The organism is Streptococcus mitis (genome assembly GCF_047463435.1).
Taxonomy (GTDB): domain Bacteria; phylum Bacillota; class Bacilli; order Lactobacillales; family Streptococcaceae; genus Streptococcus; species Streptococcus mitis_DS.
On the sequence record NZ_JASHDW010000014.1, the window covers coordinates 1 to 13,096 of the forward strand.

14 protein-coding genes are annotated in these 13,096 nt (G+C 36.6%); 2 read left to right on the forward strand and 12 right to left on the reverse strand.

What is annotated here, in order from left to right:
* Positions 1 to 202: 202 nt before the first annotated feature.
* The 12 genes from tsf to yfmF all read right to left on the reverse strand — a co-directional run bounded on the left by tsf (position 203) and on the right by yfmF (position 11,423).
* Positions 203 to 1,243, reverse strand: coding sequence for a translation elongation factor Ts (gene tsf / locus QM843_RS08590; RefSeq protein ID WP_203175210.1), 1,041 nt, complete (start codon positions 1,241 to 1,243; stop codon positions 203 to 205).
* 78 nt (positions 1,244 to 1,321) lie between these two features.
* The gene (gene rpsB / locus QM843_RS08595; RefSeq protein ID WP_000268459.1) at positions 1,322 to 2,101 is read right to left on the reverse strand and encodes a 30S ribosomal protein S2; all 780 of its coding nucleotides are present in this window, start codon (positions 2,099 to 2,101) and stop codon (positions 1,322 to 1,324) included.
* A 225-nt stretch (positions 2,102 to 2,326) separates the two neighbouring features.
* Positions 2,327 to 3,550, reverse strand: coding sequence for a peptidoglycan hydrolase PcsB (pcsB, locus tag QM843_RS08600; protein WP_261117131.1), 1,224 nt, complete (start codon positions 3,548 to 3,550; stop codon positions 2,327 to 2,329).
* A gap of 93 nt (positions 3,551 to 3,643) precedes the next feature.
* Positions 3,644 to 4,138 carry a rod shape-determining protein MreD gene (gene mreD / locus QM843_RS08605; protein ID WP_084926266.1) on the reverse strand — a complete coding sequence of 165 codons (495 nt, stop codon included), beginning with the start codon at positions 4,136 to 4,138 and terminating at the stop codon, positions 3,644 to 3,646.
* On the reverse strand, positions 4,138 to 4,956 hold the full coding sequence (gene mreC, locus QM843_RS08610) for a rod shape-determining protein MreC (protein ID WP_153208965.1): 819 nt from the start codon (positions 4,954 to 4,956) through the stop codon (positions 4,138 to 4,140). The genes mreD and mreC overlap by 1 nt, the downstream gene beginning before the upstream one ends.
* Before the next feature lie 58 nt (positions 4,957 to 5,014).
* Positions 5,015 to 5,809 carry an energy-coupling factor transporter transmembrane component T family protein gene (locus QM843_RS08615; RefSeq protein ID WP_000377896.1) on the reverse strand — a complete coding sequence of 265 codons (795 nt, stop codon included), beginning with the start codon at positions 5,807 to 5,809 and terminating at the stop codon, positions 5,015 to 5,017.
* Complete coding sequence (locus tag QM843_RS08620) at positions 5,802 to 6,641, reverse strand: energy-coupling factor transporter ATPase (protein WP_000510419.1); 840 nt, start codon at positions 6,639 to 6,641, stop codon at positions 5,802 to 5,804. Before QM843_RS08620 ends, QM843_RS08615 begins: the two co-directional genes overlap by 8 nt.
* Positions 6,626 to 7,453, reverse strand: coding sequence for an energy-coupling factor ABC transporter ATP-binding protein (locus QM843_RS08625; protein WP_045612486.1), 828 nt, complete (start codon positions 7,451 to 7,453; stop codon positions 6,626 to 6,628). Before QM843_RS08625 ends, QM843_RS08620 begins: the two co-directional genes overlap by 16 nt.
* The gene (pgsA, locus tag QM843_RS08630; RefSeq protein ID WP_414304786.1) at positions 7,450 to 7,995 is read right to left on the reverse strand and encodes a CDP-diacylglycerol--glycerol-3-phosphate 3-phosphatidyltransferase; all 546 of its coding nucleotides are present in this window, start codon (positions 7,993 to 7,995) and stop codon (positions 7,450 to 7,452) included. The genes QM843_RS08625 and pgsA overlap by 4 nt, the downstream gene beginning before the upstream one ends.
* Positions 7,996 to 8,005: 10 nt before the next feature.
* The gene (rodZ, locus tag QM843_RS08635) at positions 8,006 to 8,833 is read right to left on the reverse strand and encodes a cytoskeleton protein RodZ (protein ID WP_136936737.1); all 828 of its coding nucleotides are present in this window, start codon (positions 8,831 to 8,833) and stop codon (positions 8,006 to 8,008) included.
* 59 nt (positions 8,834 to 8,892) lie between these two features.
* Entirely contained in the window at positions 8,893 to 10,176 is a 1,284-nt protein-coding gene (yfmH, locus tag QM843_RS08640) for an EF-P 5-aminopentanol modification-associated protein YfmH (RefSeq protein WP_414304785.1), read from the reverse strand.
* Positions 10,173 to 11,423, reverse strand: a complete 1,251-nt coding sequence (yfmF, locus tag QM843_RS08645; protein WP_414304784.1) for an EF-P 5-aminopentanol modification-associated protein YfmF — start codon at positions 11,421 to 11,423, stop codon at positions 10,173 to 10,175. Before yfmF ends, yfmH begins: the two co-directional genes overlap by 4 nt.
* A gap of 158 nt (positions 11,424 to 11,581) precedes the next feature.
* On the opposite strand from yfmF, the gene yaaA reads away from it, so the two are divergent.
* Positions 11,582 to 11,950, forward strand: a complete 369-nt coding sequence (yaaA, locus tag QM843_RS08650; protein ID WP_414304783.1) for a S4 domain-containing protein YaaA — start codon at positions 11,582 to 11,584, stop codon at positions 11,948 to 11,950.
* A 2-nt stretch (positions 11,951 to 11,952) separates the two neighbouring features.
* A complete protein-coding gene (gene recF, locus QM843_RS08655; RefSeq protein WP_049551187.1) occupies positions 11,953 to 13,050 on the forward strand; it encodes a DNA replication/repair protein RecF in 1,098 nt (365 codons plus the stop codon).
* The last annotated feature ends 46 nt before the right edge of the window (positions 13,051 to 13,096 follow it).

Consider the following 13,096-nt stretch of genomic DNA (forward strand, 5'->3'; position numbering starts at 1 on the left):
TGAATCTTTCTAATGAGTTGTTTAGTCGCTTTTCATTATAGGTCATATGGGACTTTTTTTCTACAACAAAATAGGCTCCATAAGATCCATAGGGGATTTACCCACTACAAATATTATAGAGCCAAAATAGGAAGCTCTCCCTATAGCCCTATAGGGATCGACTGCATAGAAAAAAGGAAGCAAATTTACTTCCTTTCTATAATTAGTTATTCAAGGCTGCTGCCATTGTAGCTGCAACTTCAGCTTCAAAGTCGTTTGCAGCTTTCTCAATACCTTCACCAACTTCAAAGCGAGCGAACTCAACTACTGAAGCGTTAACTGATTCAAGGTATGCTTCAACTGTCTTGCTATCATCCATGATGTAAACTTGTGCAAGAAGTGTGTAAGCTTGGTCAACTTTAGTGTTGTCAAGCATGAAGCGATCCATTTTACCTGGAATAATTTTGTCCCAGATTTTTTCTGGTTTGCCTTCTGCAGCCAACTCAGCTTTGATATCAGCTTCAGCTTGAGCAATCACTTCATCAGTCAATTGAGATTTTGATCCATACTTCAAGTGTGGTAGAGCTGGTTTGTTAACCATTGCACGGCTTTCGTTATCTTGGTCGATAACGTGGTTCAATTGTGCCAACTCATCTTTAACGAATTGCTCATCCAATTCTTTGTAAGAAAGAACTGTTGGTTTCATCGCTGCGATGTGCATTGACAATTGTTTAGCAAGTGCTTCGTCTCCACCTTCAACAACTGAAATAACACCGATACGTCCACCGTTATGTTGGTATGCTCCAAAGTGTTGTGCATCTGTTTTTTCAAGCAAAGCAAAACGACGGAATGAGATTTTTTCACCGATAGTTGCTGTTGCAGATACATATGCAGCTTCAAGAGTTTCACCTGAAGGCATTGTCAAAGCAAGAGCTTCTTCATTATTAGCAGGTTTTCCTTCAGCAATAACTTTAGCTGTAGTATTTACCAATTCAACGAATTGAGCATTTTTCGCAACGAAGTCAGTTTCAGCGTTTACTTCAATAACTGCTGCAACATTACCGTTAACATAAACACCAGTCAATCCTTCTGCAGCAACACGGTCAGCCTTCTTAGCTGCCTTAGCCATACCTTTTTCACGAAGCAATTCAATCGCTTTTTCGATGTCACCGTCTGTTTCTACAAGCGCTTTTTTAGCGTCCATAACTCCGGCACCAGATTTTTCACGCAACTCTTTTACAAGTTTAGCTGTAATTTCTGCCATTTTGATTCTCCTATATTTTTTAAAAATAGGAGAGCCGGGCTAAGCCCCGCCCTCCTAGGTAATTACTATTTATATGAATTAAGCGTTGTCGCCTTCTACAACTTCAACGATTTCTTCGATTGAATCTGCTTGAGCTTCAGAAGCTGCAAATTCTGCTTCAACTGCTGCTGCATCTTCACCTTGACGTCCTTCGATGATAGCGTCAGCCAATTTAGCTGTGATCAATTTAACAGCGCGGATAGCATCATCGTTAGCTGGGATGATTACATCGATATCATCTGGATCAGTGTTTGTGTCAACCATCGCTACAACTGGGATTCCCAATTTCTTAGCTTCTTTAACAGCAATTTGCTCTTTATGTGGGTCAACTACGTACATAACATCTGGGATACGAGGCATATCTTCGATACCACCCAAGAATTTTTCAAGACGTGCACGTTGTTTGTTAAGAAGTGCAACTTCTTTCTTAGGAAGAACTTCGAAAGTTCCATCTTCTTCCATACGTTTGATTTCTTTCAAACGAGCGATACGTTTTTGGATTGTTCCCCAGTTTGTAAGAGTTCCACCCAACCAACGGTGGTTGATGAAGTATTGACCTGAACGTACTGCTTCTTCAGCAACTGCATCAGCTGCTTGTTTCTTAGTACCAACAAACAACACAACTGCATCGTTAGCTGCTGCATCACGCATGAAATCGTAAGCTTGGTCAGCGTATTTTACAGTTTGTTGCAAGTCGATAACGTGGATTCCGTTACGTTCAGTGAAGATGTACTTAGCCATCTTAGGGTTCCAGCGACGAGTTTGGTGACCAAAGTGTACACCAGCCTCAAGAAGTTGTTTCATTGAAATTACTGCCATGAGTATTTCTCCTTTTTGTTTTTTTCCTCTTCTTGACTTCAACTCGCAAAACGACCCAAAGGCAACTGTTTCACAATTCATCAAGAATGAGTATTATCGTTCACACGACAAGTTTCATTTTACCATACTTTTTCAATACTTTCAAGTGATTTTAGCAGATTTTTAAAGTAAGGTAACTATATAAATCATAAAAGAGACTCAAATCGAGCCTCTTTGTTTTATTCATTAGTTTGGATAGATATATGTTACAAAACCTTCTGAAGTCGTAGTAGGATTGAACCAACCACGTTTATTTCCGATTGTACGGTTTCCACCGTAGTTTGATTCAGATACTTGGATACTTGTTGATGATGAAACAGCTGTAACTACTGCTACGTGTCCATATCCACCATCATTCCAACATGCAATGGCACCAACTTGAGGTGTAGATCCTGTGCGGAATCCTGCAGCAGCTGCACTTGTAGCCCACTGTGCTCCATTACCCCAGTAATCTCCAGCCCAAGGCGCTAATGTTTTAGCTCCCCATGTACACTCACCAATTGGATAACTTGAAGCGTTTGTACTGTATGTTGGACGATGTTTTACCGGTGCAGGAGTGTAGCTTGTTGATTCTGTTGAAACACTACTTGAAGATGATTCAGATGAAGAGGTAGTAGATACTGCTTGAACTTCTGCTGTGAAAGTTGTATTCCCAGAAGAAACAACTGTTTGTTGTTGACTTGCTTGTTTAGCTTTATAAGCAGCTTCTGCTTCTGCAGCTGCTTTAGCTTCTGCTTCCGCTGCAGCTTTTTTCTCAAGTAAACTTGCTTTTTCATCCTCTGCTGTAGCCTTTTCAGCAGCAAGATTCAATTCTGCAGCTTTCAATTCTGCTTGTTTTGTAGTTAATGTTTGAGCATCATCAGCTAGTTTTTGCTGATTGGCAATAACTGTATTAATTGCATCATTGTTTGCTACTTGTTTTTCAGAAATAGCTTTTTTATCTGCTTTTTGTTGTTCCAACATCTTGTTGTTTGCAGATACTATTTCACTCATTGCAGCAACACGTGAAATAGCTTCTGTAATTGATTTTGAGTTCACAATTGTATTGATATAATTTGTTGCAGCTCCATTTGTTTGAGCACTACGAGCTTGTTTTTGCAACGAATCATTACGAGATACAATATTCTTAGAAAGTTCTGTAATTTCACCCTCAAGCTTTTTAGATTCTGCTTGTAGTCTATCATTTTCAGATTGCAAGTTTGATTGCTCTGTTTGAATAGCAGATACTTGCTCCTGGATTTGATCAACTTGTTTTTGGGCTTCTTGTTGTTGTGCTGTTAAGTTACTAATTTTATTATCTTGAGCAGCAATTTTGTCATCAGTCGTTTCTGCATGCGCAGTTGTTAAAACAGCTACTTGAGAAACCATTACTGTACTTAGTAAAAGTGACGCTAAGATTTTTTTCTTCATATTTCGTAGATACTCCTTCTTTTAAAGACATTACTAGTATACCAAAAAAAGGCCTAATGAATATTACGCCTTTGTTACATTTTTATTTCTTTCTTATAGATAAAATTTTTCAAAAATAAACTGAAAGATAATCATCCATATAAGGTTCAAAATCATTGATGGTACTAAACTATAGACTATAAATAAAGACATACTATCCACAGTTAAACCTACCACTAATGCAAGTATATAAGCTCCCATCTCAAATAGAAAAGTCATGACAATAATTGCCAACATTCTCGTCCAACGATTCAATAAAATAACACTATTAAATTTATGGAGAAATACTCCCAACAAGACGAACAACAAAGTCGCAATCCCGATCAAGTGGAAAAAGTAAATGTCATAAACCAAACCCACTACAAAACAATAAGCTAAATAGAAATACTCTGATACTTCAATCGTCTCAAATAAGAGAAACAAAAATAGAAAATGACTGGCCAACTGTACATGGGGAAAAAATGAGCCCAAAAGCTGGCTAATATGGGCATCAATTAGAACAAAGAAAGGAAGCAATAAAAATACTCCAACTCGCTTCAACTGTCTCATTATGAATTCCCCACTAATTCTATCACACTCACATTATGAGTATCTGCACTTAATTTAACCGTTACTTCTCGTGTCAAGTAGTCCGTACTATGCGTTGTAGCAACCACTTCACCAACAGGAATATCAGCAACGTTAAAGTTTCCTAATCCACCAGTGGTCACCTTATCTCCTGCACTAATATCGCTACTACTATTTAATTGACTAATTTTTAGAACTTCATTTTCCTTGTCATAGCCAACAATAATTCCATAAATTGTAGTAGAACCATGTTGAATTTTAACAGAAATCTTATCAGCATTTTCCGTATTTGTCAGAAGGTTGACCATGGTAGAGTTCTCCTCTACTTTTGAGACACTCCCAATCAAGCCACCATTTGCAATTGCTAACATATTCTCAGAAGCCCCTTTTGATTTGCCTGCATCTAAGGTCAACTCCTGCTTCCAAGATACCGGAGATCGCATAATAACATCTGCTGCCAAAGTCTTTGTAGCTTGCAATTTGGACTTCATATCAAGCAATTGGCGCAGTTGTTCATTTTCCATCTTTAAACTTTCCGCCTCATTTGATTTAACTTCTAATTGGTAAATCTGTTTCTTCAAACTTTCATTTTCATTATAAGTGCGTGTCAAATGAGCCAAATCTGATTTGACAGAATCAAACCACTGAAAAGGTTTTTGCACAACCCTATCAACCACTGAGATTCCATCTCCTAATCTTGTCACAATTGTACTTGAATAAGTCGTCGCTAAGAGAGCTGACACAAGCAGAACAGTGACAAAAACAATAATGACATATTTTGATTTTTTAAAACGGTTCATATCCCTACCTTTATATCAAAAACTGTTACAGTAACTTTTTATCAATTCCTGAAAGCTACTAAGATTTTAAGAAAAATAAGCAACAACCAAGTATGATAATAACAAGAATGGTCAGCGTATCCTTTCGAGTCCATTTCAATTGTCGATATTGACTTCTGCCTTTTCCACCCTGATAACCACGCGCTTCCATTGCGATAGCCAAGGAATCCGCACGTTTTAAACTTGTCGCAAAAAGAGGAATCAAAATGGGAATCATAGCCTTCACCTTTTGAACAATACTTCCTTCTCCAAAATCCACTCCACGCGCTTTCTGTGCATTCATAATCCGCGTCGTATCATCCATCAAGGTTGGGACAAAACGCAAACTCATAGACAGCATCAATCCAATTTCATGAACTGGAACTTTCATACTCTTTAAAGGTGCTAATAGAGCTTCGACAGCTGATGCCAAACTTAAGGGCATGGTCGTTAAGGTTAACAAAGTAGAAAAGAAAATAATCAATACAAAGCGACAAAAGATAATTCCAGCTTGTTGCAAAGCATAATCCGTGATTCTCACAAACGAAAACTCAAATAAAACATTCCCATTAGAAATGAAAAACAGTTGAAAAATAGTTGTGAAGGCAATCAAGAAAAACATAGACTTCAAGCCCTGAATAAAAAATGAAAGAGATACTCCTGACAAGGCAATAAAGATCCCTGTCGCTATAAAAAGAATCAGATTCGTCAAGGGATTATTAGCCCAAAAAACGATCAAAATCAGTAGCATCATAGCCAGTAATTTGCTGCGTGGATCCAATCGGTGAACTATCGAATCCCCTGGGATATAACGCCCCAAAATCATACTATCCATTTAGCGACTCCTTGAACTCCTCTATCTTAATCGGTAATCGTTTAAATGACACGCCTCTATCAGCCAATCGTTTACAAAAAGCTGTAATTTTAGGTACTCCCAACTGAACTTCTTCCATAAAAACAACATCTTGAAAGACATCACTAGGTTTACCAAACTTAACTAAACGTCCCTTTTCCATCACATATACCTGGTTCGCATATTCAGCAACATCATCCATCAAATGCGTTACCAAGACAATGGTCATCCCTGACTGGTGGAGTTTTTTGAACAAATTCATCAGCTCTTTTCTTCCCAGGGGATCTAGGCCTGCTGTGGGTTCATCTAAGACTAATATAGCTGGTTCCATGGCAAGTATGCCTGCAATGGCGACACGTCTCATTTGTCCACCTGATAGCTCAAACGGACTACGATCAAAAAGTGATTCATCAATTCCAACCAGAGCCAGTTTCTCACGCGCAATCTGCTCCGCATCTTCTTCAGAAACTCCAAAATTTTGCGGTCCAAAAGCAACATCCTTCAAAACCGTTTCTTCAAAAATCTGATTTTCAGCAAACTGAAATACCAAGCCAACCTGTTTTCTAATTTGACGAATATCTTTATTTTTAGAAGTCGAGGTGATTAAGGTATCAAAAACCCGCACACTCCCTTGGCTTGGCACCAATAAACCATCTAATAGTTGTAAAATAGTTGATTTACCACTACCTGTGTGGCCAATTAAGGCCGTATAAGAACCATCTTCAATCGTCAAAGAAACATCTGACAAAGCTGTTGACGCTAAGGGAGTCCCTTCTTGATACGTAAAACTCACATTTTCTAGAGCAATTCCCATAGCTTATCTTCTAGCTCACTTTCTGTCAAATAATTTTCAGGCAAATCATAGCCATTCTGGCTCAAAGAATGTTTTAATTGATTAGCAAAAGGATCGTCTAATCCAATTTGATCCAAATCATTTCGAGAGAAAAGCTCCCTTGGACTACTAGTTGATTCAATTGACCCTTTTTTCATGATCAACACACGATCACTCATGGCAACTTCTTCCAAATCATGTGTAATGGAAATGACCGTCATATCATAGTCTTTCCGAATTCCTTTTACTGTCTCAATCAGTTCTCTACGTCCCTCAGGATCCAACATACTCGTTGCTTCATCTAAGATTAAAATAGCTGGTCTTAGGGCTACAACACCTGCAATAGCCACACGTTGCTTTTGACCACCTGACAGACGAGCTGGCTCTCTCTTTTTAAAGTCCAACATGCCAACCAAATCCAAAGCTTCTTCCACTCTTTTTTTCATTTCTTGTCGAGAAAGTCCCTGATTTTCCAAACCAAAGGCAACATCATCTTCAACAGTCGCTCCAACAAATTGATTATCTGGATTTTGAAAAACCATACCGATTTGACGACGTATATTCCAAACATTTTCCTCAGTCAAACGTTGGCCATCAATTACAATCTCTCCAGATTCTGCTTCCAGTAAACCATCAATTAATCGAACCGTCGTTGATTTACCACTACCATTATGCCCTACAATCGAAAGCCATTCTCCACGTTTCACGTGAAACGTAATATCCTTCACATCGTAGTATTCCTGACTTTCCTTATAGCGAAAAGAAAGATTTTTAACATCAATTATTGATTTCATTTCGAACCAAATGTCCCTTTAAATACATAGGCACTACCCTTGAAATAATCATAGCCAGAGTAGATAGTGAAAAATAAGGCTACATAAAGTAGAACTTGGCCAATCAAATTCCAGTGTAATAGCAAGAAAATAATGGCAAACATCTGACTGAAAGTTTTAATTTTTCCAGGCATTGCTGCTGCTAAAACCGTTCCACCAGTTTCAACCAATAAAAGCCTTAAACCTGTCACAGCCAACTCACGACAGATAATAACTGCAACAATCCAAGCTGGAGCCATACCTAACTCAATCAGCATAATAAAAGCTGACATTACTAGTAACTTATCCGCCATAGGATCTGCAAATTTACCAAAATTACTGACCACATTCCATTTACGAGCTAAATATCCATCTAAATAATCGGTAATACTGGCAATAGCAAAGATAATAGCTGCTACTATATGACTCTCTATCGAATTTCCTACCGTTAAAATAAAGATAAAAATAGGTATAAAGAGAATTCGACCTATTGTTAAGAGATTTGGAATTTGTTCTTTTTTCATTCGTTTTTCCTTAATTTTTAGTAAAGGTTACAGTGATTTTCCCAGTCTGAGCTGTTAATTTTGATAAGTCAACGGTCTGATTATCTACTGTTAAAGCTACACCTTTGACAACACCTAAAGTAATGGTGACAGAATTTTTAGTTGAAACTGTTGTTTCCGCACTTTTATTATCTGGTGATAAGGTCACTCCACCCTCAAGCTCACTTTCTGAAACACTAACCCAACTTCTAGCATCTGAGACTGATAATTGTAATTTTGCAGTTTCCTTACTCGTTTTATAAGCAACTTCTACTTGATTTCCTTCACCTGATACCGTTATAGCTGGTTCCATATTCGAAGAGCTACTTGATGAACTACTACTTGAGGATGAAGTTACAGAACTAGTTGAGCTTGTTGCTTGGACTACACTATAACTAGACGCAGATGAACGCTCAGGTTGAGTCTGGAGATAATTCCAAACATAATAGGTCACAAAAATGACAATCGATAATGCAAAGAGTATAAAATAAAATAAAGGTAAAAATGATGCCTTATTTTTCTTACTTGAACGTCTCCTGCCTGTCAACTCGTCTTCATCAACATCTACTTCCTCATAAGTAATCATGCTCCCAGAATCATAAGCATCCAAGACAATTCGCTCATCTAGCTCAACTGCCCATGCATACTTACGCAAAAAAGAACGAGTATAAAATGGACTAGGAAGTTGATCAAAATCATCAGCTTCCATTGCTTCCAACATATCTAACTGAATTTCTGTTTTTTTATGTAATTCTTCTAAAGTCAACCCTTGGTTAGTTCTAGCTAAACGTAAAACCTCACCAATTGTTTTTTTCCTCATACTTGTCATTCCTTCTTTCTAGTTTCTATTATGTTTCTAGTGTCTATTATGATTAGTTACTACGATGGGAATATTGTAAAATCAACTATATCACCATCATCTATTAAATGATATCCAGCATCAAGGACATCCTCTAAAGTAATTTCCTGTAAAATCTTTGGCAAATCAAAGATTGTCTCACCTTGTCCAAAAGCATCATATTGCGTTGCAATAAATTCAAGAGAGTTCATGCTACTGAAAAATTCTCCAAACATCTCTCTTTTTATAATATCTAAATGATCCTCTGTAATATCTAAATCCTTTGTAAAATTACGAATAGCCTTTTTAAACTGATGAGATAAAGCAACTGGCTCTTTTGTATCCATTGTCAACATAACAAAATGAAAGCGACTTGTTACTTCAACTTCAAGAGATAAGGACGCATCAATTTTACCTGATTCATATAACTTTTGAAAACGATCCGAAGTCCAACCAAACATCATTGCAAACAATAATTTTAATAAAATATGATGTCGATAGCAATCATCCTCAGCAACATCTTGTTTACCTCTAACACCAATCGCTAGTTTAGGAGAAGATACTTCCATTCTCATACTGTCTGTTTGCTTTACATCTTTTAAAACAAACTTTTCTCTTGCTACTTCCTGAACATCTAAATCTTCCAGTTCTTTTCTTTCAAAATAGTCCTGTACTTGATCCACATCAAAATTGCCAACTAAAAACAGAGACATGTTTACAGGTTTGTAAAACCTTGTGAAATTTTCTTGCAAATTAGTTAGATTAATTTGGGAAATGGACTCCTCACTTCCAACTATATCAGTTGCTAAAGGTGTACCAGGATACAAATTCGCTAAAGTTGAAAAGAATAAACACGAATCTGGATCATCTTGATACATTTCTCGTTCTTGCTGAATAATATCCTGCTCTCTTAAAATGGAATCTTCAGTAAAATGTGCTGATGTCACCAATTCATCAAGTAAATCTACATTCTCTAAGAGATAATCCGTTGCTGAAAAAAGATAGTTTGTTTTTGTAAAGCTTGTAAAGGCATTGCTATCCGCACCTAGACTCGTAAAAGCTGACATCAAATCGCTAGCATCTTCTCTCTCAAATAATTTATGTTCAAGAAAATGAGCAATTCCTCCAGGATATTCTTTTACATCTCCGTCAACTTCTGTGACAAGCGTATCTACCGAACCAAATTGTACAGTTACACTCCCGTAAACCTCTTTAAATTCCTTTTTAGGCAAAAGAGCAACTGTCAATCCATTTGACAAACGAGTTCGATAAACCATTTCTTTTACAGCTGGATAGTATTTTTCTTCAAAAACAACCTTTGTCATTCTATTCCTTCCATAAAGTAAATCGCCTGTAGTTTCACATTATTAGCTGCTCTACAAATAGCATCTTTGTCAACTTGCTCGAGTTTTGCAATCCAACCTTTAAAGTCTGCTGAAGATTTCCCAAGTAAAGAATTTTGATAAGCACGTTCAATCAATGAACCTTGATTATCTTGAGAAAGTAACAAAGATCGACGAATCATTTCCTTGGTCTGCTCTAATTCAAGCTCTGTAAAATATCCTTTTTTTAAATCAAGCAGTTGATTATTCATCATTTTACGAGCCTGGTTCCGATTTTCTCGATCGATACCAGCATACATCCTCAAGAACCCACTAAATAAATCAAGCTGACTTGAAATAGTATAAGCCAATCCAGCATTTTCACGGACATTTGTAAATAGTTTAGAGTGAGCAAATCCACCCAGTAAACCATTCATTACAATCATAGGTAAATGTTGCTCATCACCATATTCAGCAGAGCAATGATAGCCCAACTCTAAAATAGACTGTCCCACATTTTTCCGAACCATGCCTTCCTGGAGGATATTGGAATAAGGTTGACAATACTGAACCTTCACATTACCTTCTCGACCTTTAAAACCAAATGATTCTAATACATTTTGAATTTCAATCTCATTAAAATCACCTAAGAAAAAGAAATCTATTCGATCTTTGGCCAAAAATTCTTGGAAACAAGAATAAGAACTTTGTGGAGTTTCAGCTAAAATACGATTTCGTAAATCACTGTATTCCAATTGTAGACGTTCATCATGAAAAAATAATTTGTCTAATTCTTTATGTGAAAAATAAAAAGAATCATCCATATCAGCTGCTAAACTTGCTAGCAATTGCTTTTTCTCAATTTCAAATAAGGCTGGATCAAATCCATTATCAACTACTACGGATGAAAAAAGAGTTTCTTTTACTAGTTCCAAAACCTGTGAAGTTAACACATTTTTCCTACTTAAAAACTCATCACGAACATAAGTAAATGTCAATTCTACAATGTGACTTTGCCCTCTTCTGAAACAATTGGTTGACATATCTGTACCGTATAGACTGGCCAAGTGTCTTCTCAAATCTTGAGAAGTGGGATACATCTGGTTAGCTGTTTCTAGCATACTCGCACTCAACATGCGACCTGCAATCGTATCAAGAGATAATGGAGCTGTAAAACGCACGGTAATTTTGTTCGTTTTAAACTTCTTTGATTGGATAAAATATGTTGAAATTCCATGCACTAACTCCATGATTTACCTCCTTATATACAGACTTCTATTATATCACGAAAACCTGAAATTTTCTTATTCTCTGTAACACTTTTGAAATAAAAATCGCTTACATTTTTCCCTGTTTCTCTCACTATTTTTAGGAAAATATGGTATAATACCAAAGATTGAGGTGAATTATGGAATACAAATTATTTGAAGAATTTATTACCCTCCAAGCACTACTCAAAGAACTTGGAATTACACATAGCGGAGGGGCTATCAAATCATTTCTCGCTGAACATTCTGTTTACTTTAATGGGGAGTTAGAAAGTCGTCGTGGTAAAAAACTTCGTATTGGTGATAAAGTTGACATCCCTGACATGAATATTGACATCTTGTTGACACAACCTACTTCTGAAGAACAAGATGAATACCAAGCTGATAAAGTTGAAAAAGAACGAATCGCTAAACTCGTCAAAGAGATAAATAAGGGAGTAAAAAAAGACAAATCGAAACCTGCTTCATCACCTAAAAGCAAACAAGCTCCGCGATTCCCTGGTAGATAATCATGTGGCTACAAAACCTATCTCTCAAGACTTTTCGTAACTACAAAGAGACGAAAATAGACTTTAATCCTAAATTGAATGTCTTTTTAGGACGAAATGCACAAGGAAAAACAAATATGCTAGAGGCTATCTATTTTTTAGCCTTAACGCGTAGTCATCGAACTCGAACAGATAAAAATCTCATTCATTTTGATGAGGAACAACTTCATCTTTCAGGTCTCGTTCAGAAAAAAACTGGATCCATTCCTCTAGAAATCGAACTAACACAAAAAGGCCGTGTGACAAAAGTTAATCATTTAAAACAAGCGCGCCTTTCAGATTATGTAGGACACATGAATGTTGTCTTATTTGCTCCTGAAGATTTACAACTAATTAAAGGAGCACCTTCGGTTCGACGGAAATTCATTGATATGGAACTTGGACAAATTAAGCCAATCTATTTATCTGACTTAACTAATTATAATCACATCCTAAAACAAAGAAACACTTATCTAAAATCAGCTCAAAAAATAGATGAAACCTTCCTTTCAGTATTGGATGATCAGCTAGTTGATTATGGATGTCGTGTAATGAATCACCGCTTAGATTTCATAAAAAAACTAGAGTCATTTGGACGTAAGAAACATTTTGAACTCTCTAATCAGATTGAAGACTTGTCAATATCCTATCAATCTTCTGTCAAGATAACTGACAAAGAAAACTTATCTGAATCTTTCAAAATTGCTTTAGAAAAAAGTAGATCCAGAGATTTATTTAAAAAGAATACTGGTGTTGGTCCTCATCGAGATGACATTTCTTTTTATATAAATGGGATGGATGCTAGCTTTGGAAGTCAAGGTCAACATCGTAGTCTCGTCCTTTCTATAAAATTAGCAGAAATCGAGTTAATGGAAAGTATTACTACAGAATCTCCGATATTATTACTTGACGATGTTATGAGCGAGCTTGACAACACTAGACAGTTAAAATTATTAGAAACGATTTCTCAGTCAATCCAAACCTTTATTACAACAACAAGCTTAGATCATCTTCAAAATCTACCAGAAAATCTAAGTATTTTTACTATTCAAGATGGTCAAGTTGTTGTAAATAAAACTTGACAACATTGTAAAAGAACTCCTGCTTTCGCAGGAGTTCTTTTCATTT